The 17186-nt window shown below is 53.3% G+C and carries 14 protein-coding genes and 1 tRNA gene; 7 read left to right on the top strand and 8 right to left on the bottom strand.

Features of this window, described 5'->3' with window-relative positions:
- Positions 1–305 precede the first annotated feature (305 nt).
- The 5 genes from PHE17_RS02935 to PHE17_RS02915 all read left to right on the top strand — a co-directional run bounded on the left by PHE17_RS02935 (position 306) and on the right by PHE17_RS02915 (position 6501).
- Positions 306–1706, top strand: a complete 1401-nt coding sequence (locus PHE17_RS02935; RefSeq protein ID WP_301014317.1) for a c-type cytochrome — start codon at positions 306–308, stop codon at positions 1704–1706.
- A 23-nt stretch (positions 1707–1729) separates the two neighbouring features.
- A complete protein-coding gene (locus PHE17_RS02930; RefSeq protein ID WP_301014316.1) occupies positions 1730–3073 on the top strand; it encodes a c-type cytochrome in 1344 nt (447 codons plus the stop codon).
- 68 nt (positions 3074–3141) lie between these two features.
- A complete protein-coding gene (locus PHE17_RS02925; RefSeq protein WP_301014315.1) occupies positions 3142–3513 on the top strand; it encodes a group 1 truncated hemoglobin in 372 nt (123 codons plus the stop codon).
- A gap of 63 nt (positions 3514–3576) precedes the next feature.
- Positions 3577–4524, top strand: a complete 948-nt coding sequence (locus PHE17_RS02920) for a sigma-54 dependent transcriptional regulator (RefSeq protein WP_301014314.1) — start codon at positions 3577–3579, stop codon at positions 4522–4524.
- 186 nt (positions 4525–4710) lie between these two features.
- A complete protein-coding gene (locus tag PHE17_RS02915; RefSeq protein WP_301014313.1) occupies positions 4711–6501 on the top strand; it encodes a hypothetical protein in 1791 nt (596 codons plus the stop codon).
- 153 nt (positions 6502–6654) lie between these two features.
- Here PHE17_RS02915 and PHE17_RS02910 read toward each other — a convergent pair whose 3' ends face one another.
- Entirely contained in the window at positions 6655–8661 is a 2007-nt protein-coding gene (locus PHE17_RS02910; protein WP_301014312.1) for a TonB-dependent copper receptor, read from the bottom strand.
- 426 nt (positions 8662–9087) lie between these two features.
- Here PHE17_RS02910 and PHE17_RS02905 point away from each other — a divergent pair, with 426 nt between their 5' ends.
- Positions 9088–9294, top strand: a complete 207-nt coding sequence (locus PHE17_RS02905; RefSeq protein ID WP_301014311.1) for a DUF2892 domain-containing protein — start codon at positions 9088–9090, stop codon at positions 9292–9294.
- A 140-nt stretch (positions 9295–9434) separates the two neighbouring features.
- On the opposite strand, the gene PHE17_RS02900 is transcribed toward PHE17_RS02905, so the two are convergent.
- Positions 9435–9510: transfer RNA gene (locus PHE17_RS02900), tRNA-Phe, on the bottom strand.
- Positions 9511–9669: 159 nt separating this feature from the next.
- Between PHE17_RS02900 and PHE17_RS02895 the strand changes: the two genes are divergently transcribed.
- Entirely contained in the window at positions 9670–10845 is a 1176-nt protein-coding gene (locus PHE17_RS02895; protein WP_301014310.1) for a hypothetical protein, read from the top strand.
- A 7-nt stretch (positions 10846–10852) separates the two neighbouring features.
- Here the strand turns inward: PHE17_RS02895 and PHE17_RS02890 are convergent, their stop codons facing one another.
- The 6 genes from PHE17_RS02890 to atpD all read right to left on the bottom strand — a co-directional run bounded on the left by PHE17_RS02890 (position 10853) and on the right by atpD (position 17186).
- Positions 10853–12862, bottom strand: a complete 2010-nt coding sequence (locus PHE17_RS02890) for a DUF3488 and transglutaminase-like domain-containing protein (RefSeq protein ID WP_301014309.1) — start codon at positions 12860–12862, stop codon at positions 10853–10855.
- Complete coding sequence (locus PHE17_RS02885) at positions 12855–13760, bottom strand: DUF58 domain-containing protein (RefSeq protein ID WP_301014308.1); 906 nt, start codon at positions 13758–13760, stop codon at positions 12855–12857. The genes PHE17_RS02890 and PHE17_RS02885 overlap by 8 nt, the downstream gene beginning before the upstream one ends.
- Positions 13753–14688, bottom strand: a complete 936-nt coding sequence (locus tag PHE17_RS02880) for a MoxR family ATPase (protein WP_301014307.1) — start codon at positions 14686–14688, stop codon at positions 13753–13755. The genes PHE17_RS02885 and PHE17_RS02880 overlap by 8 nt, the downstream gene beginning before the upstream one ends.
- 87 nt (positions 14689–14775) lie before the next feature.
- On the bottom strand, positions 14776–15276 hold the full coding sequence (gene yjgA, locus PHE17_RS02875) for a ribosome biogenesis factor YjgA (protein WP_301014306.1): 501 nt from the start codon (positions 15274–15276) through the stop codon (positions 14776–14778).
- Positions 15277–15368: 92 nt separating this feature from the next.
- Complete coding sequence (locus tag PHE17_RS02870) at positions 15369–15797, bottom strand: F0F1 ATP synthase subunit epsilon (protein WP_301014305.1); 429 nt, start codon at positions 15795–15797, stop codon at positions 15369–15371.
- A gap of 12 nt (positions 15798–15809) precedes the next feature.
- Positions 15810–17186, bottom strand: coding sequence for a F0F1 ATP synthase subunit beta (gene atpD, locus PHE17_RS02865; protein ID WP_301014304.1), 1377 nt, complete (start codon positions 17184–17186; stop codon positions 15810–15812).

Raw genomic sequence — 17186 nt, 5'->3', positions numbered from 1 at the left:
GCAAAAGTGGTCGGTTATCCACCACTGGAAGCCTGCTTTGCAGACCTTTTTACTCATGTTCGGCGAAGAGCGCGTCCCGCTCTCCGCCCTATGAAAATTTGTTACACAGTTTATTTGACAGACTCCATTTTAGGGAAAACCCGTGAAATCCCACACTTCACTCAGTGTTATTACACAAAACAATTCCATGCAAAACCGTCAAGATACTTTGAAAACAATTACTTAGCACTTGGCACAACTCTTGCGTTATAGCCAATGCTCAATTACGTATTTGTTTTCTTACATTGACAGTAACAGGAGGGGAAATGTTTGATTTTCCAATCTTTGACATGCCGTTGGTTGGTCACAGGCTCATGTTTGCCTTTGACGCCATCGTCCACGTCTTTATCTCGCACGGCGCTGCGGTCGGCGGCAGTATCATCTTGGTACTGGCGCAATGGTTCGCCATTAAAAACAACGACCGTAAGTTTGATGAACTTGCTTACAAAATCTTTTTCACCTTTTTCGTCCTCGCCACGGCTGTTGGCGCACTGACCGGCATCGGTATCTGGATACACGTCAATATCATCAACCCAGCGGCTATCGGGGCGTTGTTGCGGGTATTCTTCTGGAAATGGTTCATCGAGTGGATCGTGTTCAACTTGGAGATGATCTTCCTGTTGATCTGGTTCCTGACGTGGAAAGCCCGCCCGCTGGGCACTCCCGGCAAGAAGTCCCATTTCAAGATCGGCTTGTACTACGCGATTGCTTCATGGCTGACAATGGCGATCATTACCGCGATCTTGGGTTTCATGATGACACCGGGCAACTGGCTGGCGTCTGACTTCCCGACCAAACCGGACTACCTCGCCTCCCTGATGAACCCGTCTTGGATTCCATCACTGGGCTTCCGTACTTTCTTCTCCGTCATCTGGGCAGCATCCGCAGCAATGATGCTTTCTTGGTTCTTCACCAAGCAGGATGAAGAGTTGCGGGCGCAAGCCATGCGTTTCTTCGGGCGGATTCTGGCTGCCTGCATCATCCCGATGATCGTATTTGGTTACTGGTATTACCTGCAATTCCCACAAGCGGCGAAAGACCTGTTCACCATGGGTGTCATTACCCGCCGCCTGATTGCCACACCTGAATTGGCAACCATCGTCACCGTGGCGCTGGCGCTGCTGTCACTGGCTTCCATGCTGTACTTGTATTTCAAACCGAAAAAAGCCGCCGTGTGGATTGCGCTGGTAATGTTCATTGCCAATGCGGCGCTGATCTCCGAGTTTGAACGGGTGCGTGAATTTGTGCGTAAGCCTTACATCATCTACGGCTACATGTACGCCAACGGGGTGCGGGTACAGGATATGGCGCTGCTGAACAAAGAGGGCTACCTGAAAAATGCCGCATTCGTGCCGGAAGAGTACCGCAACCCAACGGCTACCACGCCGCCGGAAATCCGCATCAAAACGGGCGAGTACTTGTACCAAATGCAGTGCCGTTACTGCCACACGATCAATGGGGTCAACTCCGTTAAAGCGCGGATCACGAACTTGGGTATCCAAGGCAATGCCGATGCGCTTTACCAACGGATCAAAGGGTTGAATTCCGCCGCCACCCCATTCATGCCACCTTTTGCCGGGACGGATGAGGAAATGAAGGCGTTGGCTGCCTATCTGGCAACCCTGAACGCCCCGCCCAGCCAAGCTGCTGCCGCCGCTAAACCGTAAAACATGAGGTGAGAGATTAGTGTATGGACTACTTTAAAATGATCCCCAACGACATCCCATTGCCCTTGCCGGATGGCGGCTTGAGCTTTGTGGAGCCAGTGTTCCACCTGCTGCTGGTCGTGGCATGGGTGGTACACATCCTGTTCATCAACGTACTGCTGGGCGCGTCTTTCGGCGCGGTTTATTTCAACAGCAAAGGCGTGAAGATGAAGAACCCGGTGTTTGACCGCGTGGGCTACTTGCTGACGACGCCCGTGACCATCAGTGAAAACATGGGTGCTTTGTGGGGTGTTGCCCCGCTGTTGCTGGTGAGCGTGCTGTTCACTCCGCTGTTCTACGCAGCGGCGATCATGAACTCGCCCCACTGGTTGCACATTATCTATGGCAACATCGCGGCGTTCTTGTTGAGCTACCTGTACAAGTTCACTTGGCATACGCTGGAAGACCGCAAAAGCTTGCATCTGGTCATCGGTGTGATCAGCGTAGCGCTGTTCTTCACCCTGCCGCCTGTGTTCATGGCAACGGTGCAACTGTACATCACCCCGACTACATGGACGTATGACACCCATTTCTGGGATGCCCTGCTGCGCCCTGACACCTTCTTCCGCTTGATGCACTTCTATTTTGCCTCGTTCGCCGTGACGGGCATCTTTATGTTGCTGTATGGCTTCTACAAGCGCAAAAGTGCGGATGAACTCGACCGTCAGGCCGGGGATGTGCTGGTTTCCACGGGTAAAAGCTGGTTCTTAGTGCCAACCGTGCTGAACTTCTTTGTTGGCCCGCTGGTGCTGTTCAGCTTCCCGTCTTACGGTTTGGAAGCGTTCTTCAACTCCGGTTACTACTGGCTGATCCTGTTGTCTATCGTGTTGGCGCTGGTGATGATCTACATGCTCATCAAAGGCTTCTTCAATAACGATTTGTCGGCGAAAAAAGTCTGGACGATTGTTGGCCTGATGCTCGTGGTGGTCATGTCAATGGCAACCCTGCGGCACGGGATGCGCTTGTCCCTGACTGGCCCGGCAATGGCGGAAGCTAAAGCCAAGTCGTTGGACTTCCAGCAACGGGCGCAAGATGCCAAGCTGGAAGCAGAAGCTGCCGCCGCTGCTGCACCCAAAGTGCAAATGGCACAAGGTGAAGCCTTGGCGACCAAGCACGGCTGTCTGGCTTGCCACAGTGTGGACAACAAGGTTGTCGGCCCTGCTTACCGCGAAGTGGCGAAAAAAGGTTACGACCAAGCCAAGATCGTGGCGCTGGTTGCCGCACCGCAACCAGCCAACTGGCCCGGTTATACGGCTATGCCACCGATGCCACAAGTCCCGGCTGAAGACCTGAAAGTGATCGCAGACTGGATCAACAGCCTGAAATAGGCTCCTCCTCAGGCTACGGGCAGGTTATCCTCCCGTAGCCTTCTAACCAAACCTGCAAGGAGAAATCCATGACCGCAAGCCTGTATGAACGCATTGGTGGCAAAGACGCTGTAAACGCTGCTGTTGACCGTTTCTATGAAATCATGTTGGCAGATGAGCGCGTGAAGCACTTTTTCGCCGACACCAATATGGACAAGCAACGCCAACACCAGAAAAACTTCGTCAGTGTCGCACTCGGTGGCCCCAACAATTACGACGGGCGCGACATGCGCGAAGGCCACCGCCATCTGGTGGAAAAGCTGGGGCTGAATGATTCGCACTTTGATGCCACGGTGGAAAATCTGGTGCAAGCCCTGCAAGAATTGAATGTGCCGGAAAACCTGATTGCCGAACTTGGGGCAGTGCTGGAAACCACCCGCAACGACGTGCTCTGCCGCTGAGCCTAATAACAGGAGCGGGAAAGGCACACAGCATTTCCCACTTTTGTGCTATGGTATTGCCCTATGGAATCCGATAACTTATCCAGCCAATCACCCGCGATGAATGCCACGCTGCAAACCGCCATGCACGTAGCGCGGACGAATGCTTGCGTGCTGATCCTCGGCGAATCCGGCACGGGCAAAGAACGGGTAGCGCACGCTATCCACGCCGCCAGCCAACGCAGTGAAAAGCCGTTAATCATCGTCAATTGCACCACCCTGCCCTCTACACTGGCAGAATCGCTGCTGTTCGGGCACGTCAATGGCGCATTTACCGGCGCAGACTACGACCAACCGGGCATGGTCGCCAGCGCGGATGGCGGCACATTGTTTCTGGATGAAATCGGTGAACTGCCACTGACCTTGCAACCCAAATTGTTACGTTTCCTCGAATCGGGAGAATTCCTGCCGCTGGGCAAATCCCGCCCCCGCCGCGCCAATGTGCGCATCCTCGCTGCTACCCACCGCGACTTGCGGGCAATGGCAGCAGAAGGCAAATTCCGCAATGACTTGTTCTACCGCCTCAATGTTGTACCCATCGAATTGCCAGCGTTACGCGAACGCAAGGAAGACATCCCCGCATTAGCGGAACATTTCCTGCACCGCTTTTCCCAACAGCACAAACGCGCCACTGCCAAAATGGGGAAAGCCGCACAAGCTATCCTGTTGAATTACGCTTGGCCCGGCAATGTGCGTGAATTACGCAACCTCTGTGAACACCTGAGCATCTTGAGTTCAGGCTGTGAAATCACACCGCTGGACTTACCCGCCAGAATCCATACGCCACAAGAACCAGAAAAAACCTCCAACCTCTTCACGCTGCCGGACAATGGCATCAATCTGGATGAAATGGAACGCTGCCTGCTAAGCCAAGCGCTGGAACGGGCGCGGTATAATAAAACCCGCGCAGCCCGTTTGTTAGGCATCAGCCGCGACGCGATGAATTACCGGCTAAAGAAAAACACCCTATAACCCAATTGCGCATGACCGCTTATCGGGACAATAACCCATAAATTCCATTATTGGTGCTTTCTTATTCAAACTAATTTGCGCAAACCAACAAGGCAAGCTATTAACTCTAAGGGGCGGCGAACCAATATTTAAATAGCCACCCCAGCTTATGAGTGTGTAATAAAAATCATTGCCGGGAGTTTATGCATGAGAACCGTTAAAAGCAGACCAGCGCGTCTGGAATTATCATCATCCCTTGTATCCTTATTCTTAGTCTTATCGCTTGTCCCTCCACTAGCCGCCTGCAAAGAAGAGCCTAAAACAACAAGCCAACAACAAACTGCCACGGGCGCACCAGCAGCAGGACAAACCGCAACTTCCCCTTACCTTGCCACCAAGATTGAAGCCTTGCCTGACTTGCCCAAGGTATTGCCAGTTGCCCCTTTGCAAGACATCACCACTGGCAAACCGACTTACCTGCCTGCCGAAACCATTGAAGGCTGGAAAAAAGCTGACGACCGTGCCGCCATGAAAGAACACGCATGGCGCTTGTTTGCTTCTTTGATGCGCCCGATGTACCGCGACGACAGTTATAGCCCACTTGACCACAACGCCGTCGTGCGGGCTTATGATACGTGGCATTCCATTGACGAAGCCGTGCCCGAAAAAGGCGGTGAAATCGTTGACTTTAGCCAAGCCGCAGCCGCCCCCAACAGCAATGCCTCACTGAGCAACAAAACCCTGTCGGCAAAAGTCACCTTGCGCCAAGTGAATGTGCCGGGGCAAATCAGCCCTCACGGGGAAATGACCAGCAAACCGCTTGACCCTTCAAAACCGTCAGACAGTACGGGCATCTTGGGTGCTGCTTTGGTCAGCGACGTAAAATACAGCGATGAAATCGTCAAATTCGTTGAAGACCAGTTGATGGAGATTGAGGATAAGGACGGTAAAAAAACCGTTAAGGATTACAAGCTGGCAGCGCTACAACAAGCTGGCACAACCGCCTTGGACTTTGCTGACACCAAAGGCATCATGGTCAAGCCCGCTTACACCATCGTCAAAGGCAGTGGCCCCACCGTCATTGGGCGCTGGGATGAAAATGTTAACACCGTCAACCCAGTTTCCGCCGAAACCATCCAATCACCTGTTAACGCCAATACCCACGTTGCTGGCGAGCGCACATGGACACAAGAAGCGGTCGTCGTCCCACCGGGACAAGAACCACCTGCCAACGCCATTTACGGGCGCGATGGGGCAAAACTGCCTACGGTTAACGTGAATGATTTCCACCACTTCAAATTGAGCGATGAACAAGCCAAAGAATTGCGCGGCGGCATCCTCAAGGAATTGATGGGGCCGAATATCCAGAACATCGAGGCAGGCGATTACGCCATTTTGACATCCATGCACATTTCCAGCCGTGAAGTGGATGATTGGACATGGCAAACTTTCTGGTGGCAACCTAAACCCGATGGCTCAGCCGCAGAAGAAGACAGCGTACCCGCCGACATCCGCCAACTGTTCAGCCAAGATATGTGGAAGCCGCTGTCTTATTTCAAAGTGGGCGTTGGTTACGATTACCTGACGCCGGATGGCAAAGGCATTATCTGTTCCAACCCTTATCTGGAAGGGCCGTTTGGGATGCGGGAGGGGCTGGAAGCCGTCTATGGCACACCCAAAGATGAGAATGGCGATGACCGCCTGAAATCGGTGGAAGTCTTCATCCGCGACAAGGATGGCAAAGCACTCAACCCTTACACCTTGGCGGGCAATGGCCTGAAAACCAACTGCGTGAGTTGCCACCGTGCTGCCGCTTACCCTGCGGACACACTTGGCAAACTACCGGAAGGCACACAAGGCGTTTACCCCGATTATGGCGCGAAGCTGGCAGACAGCGATCCCTTATTCTCAGGGCGGGTGCTGACACACTTCCTGTGGGGTGTTGCCAATAAAGTGACAGAGTATTCGCCACCTACGACCGCAGCCGCTCCCAACTAAAATACGTCCCTGCAAAAAATACGGGGTGAACCGAAAGGCACACCCCGTAAAGGACAAACCAGCGGCGCACTCAACGCCACACGGTAAAAGGCGGGTGAACTTACGTCCATCCGCCCCTATCGCCTCATGAAAGCATGAAAACCAGACAATTCATCAATCGAGGTCGAAAGTCGCTTTTACCCACACAGTACGACCTGGATCGTTAAGCTTTACTGTTTGCTCATAACCCGGAATAACGGTGGCTGAACCAGTACGGCTAATGTGTTCAGCATATTTTTTGTCGAACAGGTTATCCACACCTGCTGACAGCAATACACCCTTTTTCGGACGCGTGCCGCCATTAACAGAGAACACACCGAAGCCAGACGTTTTGCTGATGTCCTGACCGACAATATTACCTTCACCGAGATCAACACGGTCTTGAGCGGAAACAAGACGGAGTTGCGCCCCGAAGAACTGCTTCTTGTTGTCGTACTCGGCTCCTAGTTTCAATTCATGAGCGGGTTGCTGCGCTAGTGGTTTATGGTCAGTCTTATTATCGCCATGGACAAAAGACAAACCTGCCGTACCTTTCCAATTATCGGAGATTTGATAAGCAGCATCAGCTTCAAAACCATAGGTTTCAGCTTTAACGTTACGGATTTTAGTAGTTGCAGTCCTTGCATCAACCAACAAATAATCATCAATTTTGTTGTAGAACGTGGAGGTAGAACCCGACCATTTACCTGCTTTCCAGTTCATGCCAACGTCAAGCTGATTGTTTTTTTCAGGTTTGACTGTGAGGAGCGCACTTGTACTTGTCACAGGATCGGCTTTAACGATTTCCCAGTAATCTGGATTGCGTTCGGTATGCCCTAAACCTGCATAATATGTTCCCCGACCATCCGCAATATCTTTTTCATAACGGACAAAACCACTTTTCAGAGTATCCTTATCTGTCATACCGTTCGTGATTGAAGTACTACGGCTGTCTTTCGCTTTATGTTGGTCTACCCGCAATCCACCAATAACGCGGCTGTCGTCCGTCATGAAATGCTTTACTTCGCCAAAGATGCCCGTTTGCTCAAAACGCATATCCTCTGGACGTGCCCCATTAGCCTGAGTCAAAGCAATGGCCAAATTAGCATTACTTCCTGTACGCAGGGTATGTACATCCCGCTTTGTATCAGCGCCCAATGTCACTTTTGTCTTATCGCTTGCATTTAAAGTAATAGCTGCGTGTGCACCATCTGTTGTTCGGTCTGGGTTATTTATCATGAAGTTAACAGCAGTTTTTGTCCGCAATGAATAGTTATCCATTATGTGATCAACGTAGCTGTGATAAATCTCGCCTTCTACTTTATCAACCAGTGGGGAAACATTCTTGCGCTCAAACTTCAATTCGGCGTTTTCGCGGTCAAACTTAACCCCATCCATCGTCCGGTCAGCGTAAGCCGCCTTGCCGTCGCTCTTGCCCACCGACAGTTTCACCAAGGTATCTGCATCCGGTGTCCAGCCCATGTCGGCACTGGTGTTCCAACGGGTGTAGGCCGAATGCACGGTTTTACCATCGCCATCTTTGTAGTCATTGGCATCAGCATGGGTTCCAGAGCCGTGGATGAAGAATTTTTCTGTGCCGGTTTTGCCTTCCAACTCCACATCATTACGCCCTGCACTGCCCAAAGTCACGCTGGCATGACCTGTAGAACCCGCTTGTGCCAATTTCTCATTGTCATGCTCGAAATTGACCACGCCTGCTGAGAAACCAGCACCGTATTTAACGGTTGGCCCTTTCTGGAGTGTTACTTTGTCAAAGGATTCAGGGTGAATATAGGCAGTCGGCGGATCCATGCGCATCCCACAGCCGCCGTAAACTTCATGCCCATCAATCAGCATCCCCAAACGCGAACCCGCCATCCCCCGGAACATCGGGTCACCATCTGTCCCACCTTTACGGATGACACTCATGCCGGGAATGGTTTTCAGAAAGGCCGCGCCATCTTGGGCAGGCAAAGGTTGTTGCGGGGCTTTGGGGTTGAGTTTCACGTTCAGCGGTTTTTTGCTCGCTGGTGCTGTTACAACCACACTTTCCAGTTGGGTCACGTCATCAGCCGCTACAGCAAAGGTGGGAAGAGCCAACGCAGATAGCACCGCAAAGGCAACTGGAGATAGTTTCAGCATGTGAATTTCCTCAAAATAAAGTGTGATATACCTCACTCATAAAGCAATCTTTGTGCCAAAAAAGCAACACGTTGTTTCTAAACAACTTTACTAAAAACGACCATGCCGAAAGAACCGAAAACCGTGTGAAATCACGCAGTAGCCGTGTTATTTCACACGGTTTTCCTATCCGCGCTGAAACCGGGCTTTTGAAAAATATAGATTTTTTACTTGGCACGGCAATTGCTATGTAGGCAGCAAGACTGAACCTGTGTGGAGATAGTTTTCAGTTTTTCTCTGAAGTCCCTCAAAGGGTGTGCTCCCCAGAGCCACCCTTTCTTTTTGACCACGTCCGTCCGAAGCACTTTTGCCTAAATAACCAAAGACTCATATACTCAGCAGTGTTACAAACAACCCTTGAACAAACGAACACAAGAGGATTTCCCCATGACTATTGACCGCGCAGTATTGGCTTTCGCAGGCGTTATGATTTTAGTTGCACTATTGCTTGGCGCTTTTGTCTCCGAAGGACTAGGCTTTGGCCTGATGATTTTCATTGCCATTAACCTAATCCAATCCGCATTCACGGGTTTTTGCCCCGCAGCGATTGTTATGAAAAAGCTAGGTCTTCAACCGGGCTGCGCTTTCGAGTAAGCGACTGGCAATACAATGCTGTGAGCAAGCCCCGCCGTGTGTGGGGTTTGTTTTTTGTGCGTAAGGGAAAATGCGGTAAGCGGCAAGCTTAAAAGGAAGCCCGCTATATTGGCAGGCTAAAGGGGGTAACTGAGAATAAGTGGTGGCCTGGGGCGGAATCGAACCACCGACACGTGGATTTTCAATCCACTGCTCTACCGACTGAGCTACCAGGCCAACGAGGGCGCTATTAGAACGTTTTGCCCGAATATTGTCAAGCATTAATGTGTTGTTCCGCATAAACACAACGCACATCGCCTACAGGCTGCGCCCCGCGCGAAAACACACTACAATCGTGGGCAACCTGTTTTTAACCAACGAAAAACGACCCACACCATGCTGGATTCCCACGGTCTAGTCCTGTTCTTCCTCTGGCTGCTGGCGGCGGCAGGCATCTTTATGTTCGCCCGTTGGCTGAACCACTTTCTGGATCGGTTTACGCTGGAATCAGACACGCGCCTACTGATCATGATCGCCTTCATCGGCGTTGTGTTATTTGGCACACTGAATTTTTTGTGGGGCAAAGGAAGCCGCCAAACATCCGGCAACCCCACCCCAAGTGCGACTCGGCAGGAAATCGTCAACATCGAAGCCACCGACGCCAATACCTTCGTCAAAGAACACTATCCAAGCCTGCACGACCACCGTTACAACCTCAAACGCCGGATTGCGGAACTCAAACAGTTTTTCCAAGACGTGCAGCGCTGGGCGGGTGAATCGCCGCATCAGGTCACGTTCCTGCAAAACGTGGTCGAAATCCAATGGAAAAGTTTGGAAGAGCTGAAAAAAACCGATGACGCCGTAGACTTAAGCATCCGCGAATTCTGGATTCATTACAGCACTGGCGAAACCCATTTCGTCACCCAAGTCTTTGAGGAAAAATCCGCGCAACTGATCGAACAGATCAGGGATGCCCAAGCCTTCGACAACACCGGCTTCAACGCGGAACAAAAAGAAATCCAGACCCTGCTGGATAAGGCACTCCAACAACTGGCTTATACCGATATTCCTCCCGATCCCAAAAACCGTAAAAAACCGCAGGCGTTTACCCCCTACGACAAGGAAAACCGTCAGCGGCTGATGGAGTGGTTACAGTTACAAAAAGAAACCACGCTGCTTGCCAACCTCAATGTTTTGCAGGACAACCAGGCCCAAATTGACAAGAAACTGCGCGAGATTCAGGCGTACCTGAAACAGGCCGAAAACCGGGCGCTGTATACCCCCATGCAGAAAGTCATCAAGCTCTGGCAAGATTTGTCGCTGTATAACCAGTACGCCGACTACCAACTCTTGTTTGCGGTGGAAGCCGAATACCTGCGGCAAAAACTGGCAAGCTACCAAGCCAAAGAAAAAGCGCAGGATGAACGCACCCTCAACCTCGCCAGCCGCTTACACGGGGAACTGTTGCAAGTTGCCCCGGAAATCGCTCGCCGCGCCCAATCCCGCCGGGTTGATGAAGTGGAACGCAGTTACAGCCCCAGCACTTTTTTGTTACCGGACAACAAGAAGTAGCGCACGGTCACTTCAACGCCCGCAATAACGCTTTCAAACGCTTGATTGCCGCCTGCCCATCGGCATCCGGTTGGTAACAAAGCTTTTCATACACTTGGGTAAATTCGCGGATAAGCGCTGCTGAGGTAGGCAATGCTTGTGCGGCTTGCAAGGCAAATGCCCCCGGCGCGTACCCTGCCTCGCGCACTACTCCGCGTTTCGCCAGTAGCGCACAGAAACGCCTGTAGAGCTGATGTTCCAGTGCTTCACGCTCCCCACGTCGCGCCAGCCCCAACAGCAACAACCAAGCCAACACAATCGCGCCACCCAAACCACCTACCAGCACTGCCACTTTAGCCAGCGTCAATTCGCCCAACAACGCTTGCAGGAAACCCATTTGCGCTTCGCCGTCATAGCCCAAAACCCAACGCTGCCAGCCGTATTGCACAGCATCAAGCTTTTGACGCAAACCCTTTAGCCACGCCACGTTACGGGTGGAAAAATGGTTATTTTCCAAGAAACTGCCTTCCGCCTGCACTGCCGCTTCCAAGCCTTGTTCTGTGCGCTCGGGCGCGATCATTGCGGTAGGGTCAACCCGCTGCCAACCTTTGCCTGCCTGCCACACTTCCGCCCACGCATGGGCATCGTATTGGTGGACGGTCAGGTATTTGCCTTGCGCATTCCATTCCCCACCCTGATAGCCCGCCACCACCCGCGCTGGAATGCCCGCCGCCCGCATCAGAAACACAAAACTTCCGGCGTAATGCGCACAAAAACCGCGCTGCGTGGTAAACAGGAAACCATCAATCGTGTCGCTCTCACCGAGCGTGGGCGGATGCAGGGTGTAATAAAATTGCTGTTCCCGGAACCGCGCCAACACCTTGTCGATGTACGCCTGCTCGCTGCCCGCTTGCGCCCGTAAACGCTGTGCCAAATCCCGGCTGCGCGGATTCCCGCCTGTGGGCAATTGCAAGGCCAGTTGCCGCACATACGGATCGAGTTGCACATCACGCAAGGACTGCGGATAGCTGGTGGCTTTCAGCAGCAAGGGCGCTTGCACATCCTGCGCCGCCATTACCCGGTAATCCGCCGCCTGCAAGACTTCGCCATCCACTTTTAGCGCTGGTGTCAGGGTAAACAGCCACGGCTGCCCACTCTTTTCGTACACTGCCTCGTATTCAACCGGATCACCCAACACCTGCATATTTTCTGGGTGAAAAGCGTATTCATGCGCCGCTGCGTATTTCAAGCGCTCCAAATCGTAGGCATCGTCAAACTGTCGCCATTCGCGCCCATCGAAATGGTTCAGCACCAGCCCGCGCCAGTACAATTGGTCTTGTGGTGGACGCTCACCCTTAAACGTGACGCGGAACGCCAATTCATCCGATTGGCTGAGCTTTTCAATGTCACCGGGAGCCATGTGGTCAGACACCCCGGTTTTCGCCTGATCCACCATCAACGGCAACGACCACAGGGGCTGCAAGCGTGGCGCAAACACAAACAGCAGCACCATCAGTGGCAAGCATTGCAGCAATATCACCCCCGCCAAGCGCAGGTTGAAACGCACATTCTGCGCGGCGGAAAATTCCTCGACGACCTGTTGCACCCCAATCATCGCCCCGGTCAGCACCACCAGCGAAAATGCCCCATACAAGCCCGCCAGCATCGTCTGTGTATACAGGAAATGCAGCGCCACCAGAAAATAGCCGATGAAAACCACCACCACTGCGTCGCGCCGCCGGATCACCTCCAAAGACTTGAAAGCAAACCCCAATAGCAACAAAGCCGACATCGCTTCCAACGACGGGAACTGCAAACCGCTCAGCAGCAACCCGCCAATACCCAAGCCCACCAGCAACAGCTTGGTCATATTTCCCGGCTGGACTGCCCCGCCCGCCAACACCCACAAACGCCACCCGGCAGCAAACAACACCACTGGCAGCAACCAAAACGGCAGGTGGAAAACAAACGGCAGCATCACCACTAATTGCGCGGCAAGCAGCCAAATCATCCCGGAGTAAGTGACTTGCTTATCCATCATCCACCCCGTACAAGGCCAGCGCCCGCAAGCATTGCGCCTTGTGTGCCTCACCCTTGCCCGGCGCAATGGTTTTACCAGGTAATTTCAACCCGTACTGGCGCTGTTCCTGATGGAACGCCAGCACTTGGCTGCACAGGTGCGACAGGCGCACTTCCACACCTTGCAGCGGCAGGCTTTGCCAGTCCAACCACAGCGCATGGCTGGCGTAATCGACGAACGCTTTGGTGTACAACTTGCCCGTCTGCGCGTATTTTCCCCAATGGATATGCTTGGGCGCATCACCGGGACGGTAAACACGGATACCGCCAAAATCGCTGCTGCCCTCGGCAATTTCCACCCCGTCTTCGGTTTCCGTGGTGGAATGCTCCCCGGTTTGCGCGAACGTTTGTGCCACCGGGCGCGGATAAACCAGCCCCTGCACCTCCAGTTCCACATACGCCCACGCCAACGCCAATCCTGTCGGATAACGGGTGGAAACCTGCAAACGCGGCGGGCGAAATAACCCGCGATGCAACGTACCATGCGACAGTTTCACCCGCGCACTGGAGGTTGTTGCCAGATTGACCTGTAACGCATCCTGCCCCGGCCATGCCAGTTGCAGGGCAAACTTGGGCTGCTTGGCGGGGCAAGCCAGCGCGATTTCCACCACCGCTTTTTCCCCGGTGAAACAGGGTTCTATCCCTACCCCCGTCACCACCAAGCCTGCCAAATTGCGCCATGTGTAAAAAATATTGAGTAACAGCAAAGCCAACAGCCAAAAACTCACCGCATACACCAAGGAGTTCTGGAAATTCACACCCAACAGGAACAGCAATAAAATGATGACCACCAAGCCCAACGCGGTCTTGCTGGGGATGATGTAAATGTTACGGCGACCCAGCGCTACCTCAGCCACGCCCATTCCCGACCACATCGACTTTGCTTAAAATGTGCCGCGCCAATTGCTCGCCCTGCGTTTCCTGCCGCCCCATGATGCGATGCCCCGCCACGGCGACGAATACTGCTTGCACATCTTCCGGCAATACATGCCCGCGCCCTTGCAGCAGCGCCCAACTTTGCGCACTTTTCACCAAAGCTTGCGCCCCGCGTGGCGATAATCCCAACTGGCACACATCGGTTTGCCGGGTTTGCGCAATCAAGCGTTGGATGTAATCCAGCAGCGTATCGGTCATTTTCACTTGCGGAACCAGCGATTGCAGGGCTTTCAGGCGTTGCCCGTTCAATACTTGCGGTAAAGACGCCAGCAGCGTGCGCCCGTTTCGCCCTAGCAATAATTCACGCTCGACCGCCGGAGCGGGGTAGCCGAGTGATACCCGTAACAGAAAGCGGTCAAGCTGCGATTCCGGCAAAGGGAACGTCCCGGCTTGGCTTTGTGGATTTTGGGTCGCAATGACGAAAAACGGACTGGGTAAGCGATGGGTCGTGCCATCGACGCTGACTTGCCCTTCCTCCATCGCTTCCAGCAACGCACTTTGGGCTTTCGGGGTAGCGCGGTTGAGTTCGTCGGCAAGGAAAATCTGGCTGAACACCGGGCCGGGATGGAAGCGGAAATTACCGCTTTGCATTTCAAACACTGACGCACCAATCAGGTCGGCGGGCAGCAGGTCGCTGGTAAATTGCACGCGCTTGTATTCCAAACCGCAAACTTGCGCGAGGGCGTGTGCGAGGGTGGTTTTTCCCATGCCGGGCAGGTCTTCGAGCAACAAATGCCCGTTTGCCAGCAGGCAAGATAGCGCCAAGCGTACCTGTTGTTCCTTGCCGAGAATGACTTTGTTCAACTGGGCAAGGGTGGCGTGGATAAGTTGTGGCACTGCCATCGTCATGCGTGTTTCCCTTATTGTTATGATTGGGTACGGATGACTTTACACGATGTGGCGGGGCTTGCCCACCGCTTAGCGATTGCTGGGCGTTTAACTTTCGGCTAAGGCACGCAATAGCTTGAAAATTTCGCGGTTGCTTTTCGGCGGCTTACCCGCTGCCTGCTCCTTACGCGCATTGCGGATCAGGGTGCGCAAGTGCTGCACGTCAAGCGCCGGGTATTCTTGCATCAGCTCACCGATGGCGTTGTCATCCACCAGCACGCGGTCACGCCAGCGTTCCAATTGATGAAACTTGGCGGCATCAGCACGGTTACTGCCATCCCAGTCGTCCAGTTTCGTTTGGATCGGCTCCAACTCCACATTGCGCATGATTTTGCCGATGTACTGTTTCTGGCGGCGGATTGCGCCGTTACTGGTCAGGCGGCGGGCTTCCATCACTGCGTCGTAGAGCTTTTCCGGCAAGTCCAGTTGCTCGATTTGCTCTTGGCGCAGGGCAATCAAACGTTCGCCAATGACTTGCGCGGCTTCGGCTTCGCGCTTGATTTGGCTTTTGCTGATGAAATCATCGTCTTGGTCTTGCTCGTATACCACAATCCTATCCCTTACCATTTTCGTGCGGGTATTCTAAAGCAAAAAGGCTCCCGAAGGAGCCTTTCTGTTTTTTTGCGGACAATCGCTGAAACTCAGTGACCGCGCAGCTTGCCGATACGGTGCAGCATTTCGATCTGCGCCTTCGCCGCTTCCAGCTCGGACTGGATGGCCTCGTAATCGAGGTCTTCCGGGTCTTTGCCTTGCAGGGCGTCTTGGGCTTGCTTCATCGCTTCGCGGGCGGCGGCCTCGTCGAGGTCTTCCGCACGCATCCCGGTGTCAGCCAATACTGTCACCACATGAGGCTGAATTTCCAGCACACCACCAGAGACGAACAGCGATGCCATCGCGCCTTCGGTGGTTCTGTACTGCAATTCGCCTGCACGCAGCTTGGAAATCAACTGTGAGTGACGCGGCATAATACCTAAGTCACCCATGATACCCGGTGCAATCACTTCTTCGACCGTGCCGGAGAACAATGCTTGTTCTGCCGTCACCACATCCAAATGAAATGTCATCGCCATGATGCCCTCCTATCAGAGCTTCGTAGCTTTCTCGACCACTTCGTCGATGCCGCCGACCATGTAGAACGCCTGTTCTGGCAGATGGTCGTATTCACCGTTCAGGATTGCCTTGAAGCTGCTCAGCGTGTCTTTCAGGCTAACGTATTTACCCGGTGAACCTGTGAACACTTCCGCAACGAAGAACGGCTGGGACAGGAAGCGTTGGATACGGCGTGCACGACCAACGACTTGTTTGTCGTCGTCAGACAGTTCGTCCATACCCAAAATCGCGATGATGTCTTTCAGTTCTTTGTAACGTTGCAGGATGCCTTGAACGCCACGCGCAATGCTGTAGTGTTCCAAGCCAACAACCAGCGGGTCAAGCTGACGTGAAGTGGAATCCAACGGGTCAACCGCAGGGTAGATACCCAGTTCCGCGATGTTACGTGACAATACCAGTGTCGCATCCAAGTGGGCGAACGTGGTAGCTGGGGATGGGTCAGTCAAGTCATCCGCAGGAACGTAAACTGCTTGGAAGGAAGTGATCGAGCCAGTTTTGGTGGAAGTGATACGCTCTTGCAGTGCGCCCATTTCTTCCGCCAGTGTTGGCTGATAACCTACCGCAGATGGCATACGACCCAACAGCGCTGATACTTCCGTACCCGCCAGTGTGTAACGGTAGATGTTGTCAACGAACATCAGAACGTCACGGCCTTCGTCACGGAAGTGTTCCGCCATGGTCAGACCAGTCAACGCTACGCGCAAACGGTTGCCAGGTGGTTCATTCATCTGACCGTAAACCAGTGCTACCTTGTCGATAACGCCGCCTTCAGTCATTTCGTGGTAGAAGTCGTTCCCTTCACGAGTACGTTCACCAACGCCCGCGAATACAGACAGACCACTGTGCTGTTTGGCGATGTTGTTGATCAGTTCCATCAGCGTTACGGTTTTACCTACACCCGCACCACCGAACAGACCGATTTTACCACCCTTGGCGATTGGCATGATCAGGTCGATAACCTTGATGCCAGTTTCCAGAATGTCGATACCGGATGACAATTCATCATACGCAGGTGGCGCACGGTGGATTGGCATTTTCTTTTCGCAAGCAACAGGGCCTGCGTTATCAACCGGCTCACCCAGTACGTTCATCACGCGACCCAGTGTACCCGGCCCAACCGGAACAGAAATTGGCGCACCTGTGTTCGCCACTTGCATACCGCGCTTAAGGCCATCAGATGCCCCCATCGCGATAGCGCGTACAATGCCGTCACCCAACTGCTGCTGGACTTCCAAGGTCAAACCTTGGTCGGCTACTGTCAACGCATCGTAGACTGCCGGAACGTTAGCGCGTGGGAATTCCACGTCGACAACCGCGCCGATAACTTGAACGATGTTTCCAGTACTCAT

Source organism: Thiothrix sp., from assembly GCF_028714775.1.
In the GTDB taxonomy this organism is placed as follows: Bacteria; Pseudomonadota; Gammaproteobacteria; order Thiotrichales; family Thiotrichaceae; genus Thiothrix.
This window is presented reverse-complemented; position numbering and strand designations above follow the sequence as displayed.

What these genes read in the sequence shown, in the direction of transcription:
- PHE17_RS02880 (WP_301014307.1), bottom strand. Translation starts at nt 14,688, where the DNA reads ATGACGATGGCAGTGCCACAACTTATCCACGCCACCCTTGCCCAGTTG.
- PHE17_RS02925 (WP_301014315.1), top strand. Translation starts at nt 3,142, where the DNA reads ATGACCGCAAGCCTGTATGAACGCATTGGTGGCAAAGACGCTGTAAAC.
- PHE17_RS02890 (WP_301014309.1), bottom strand. Translation starts at nt 12,862, where the DNA reads ATGGATAAGCAAGTCACTTACTCCGGGATGATTTGGCTGCTTGCCGCG.
- PHE17_RS02895 (WP_301014310.1), top strand. Translation starts at nt 9,670, where the DNA reads ATGCTGGATTCCCACGGTCTAGTCCTGTTCTTCCTCTGGCTGCTGGCG.
- PHE17_RS02930 (WP_301014316.1), top strand. Translation starts at nt 1,730, where the DNA reads ATGGACTACTTTAAAATGATCCCCAACGACATCCCATTGCCCTTGCCG.
- PHE17_RS02910 (WP_301014312.1), bottom strand. Translation starts at nt 8,661, where the DNA reads ATGCTGAAACTATCTCCAGTTGCCTTTGCGGTGCTATCTGCGTTGGCT.
- PHE17_RS02935 (WP_301014317.1), top strand. Translation starts at nt 306, where the DNA reads ATGTTTGATTTTCCAATCTTTGACATGCCGTTGGTTGGTCACAGGCTC.
- atpD (WP_301014304.1), bottom strand. Translation starts at nt 17,186, where the DNA reads ATGAGTACTGGAAACATCGTTCAAGTTATCGGCGCGGTTGTCGACGTG.
- PHE17_RS02905 (WP_301014311.1), top strand. Translation starts at nt 9,088, where the DNA reads ATGACTATTGACCGCGCAGTATTGGCTTTCGCAGGCGTTATGATTTTA.
- PHE17_RS02915 (WP_301014313.1), top strand. Translation starts at nt 4,711, where the DNA reads ATGAGAACCGTTAAAAGCAGACCAGCGCGTCTGGAATTATCATCATCC.
- PHE17_RS02920 (WP_301014314.1), top strand. Translation starts at nt 3,577, where the DNA reads ATGGAATCCGATAACTTATCCAGCCAATCACCCGCGATGAATGCCACG.
- PHE17_RS02870 (WP_301014305.1), bottom strand. Translation starts at nt 15,797, where the DNA reads ATGGCGATGACATTTCATTTGGATGTGGTGACGGCAGAACAAGCATTG.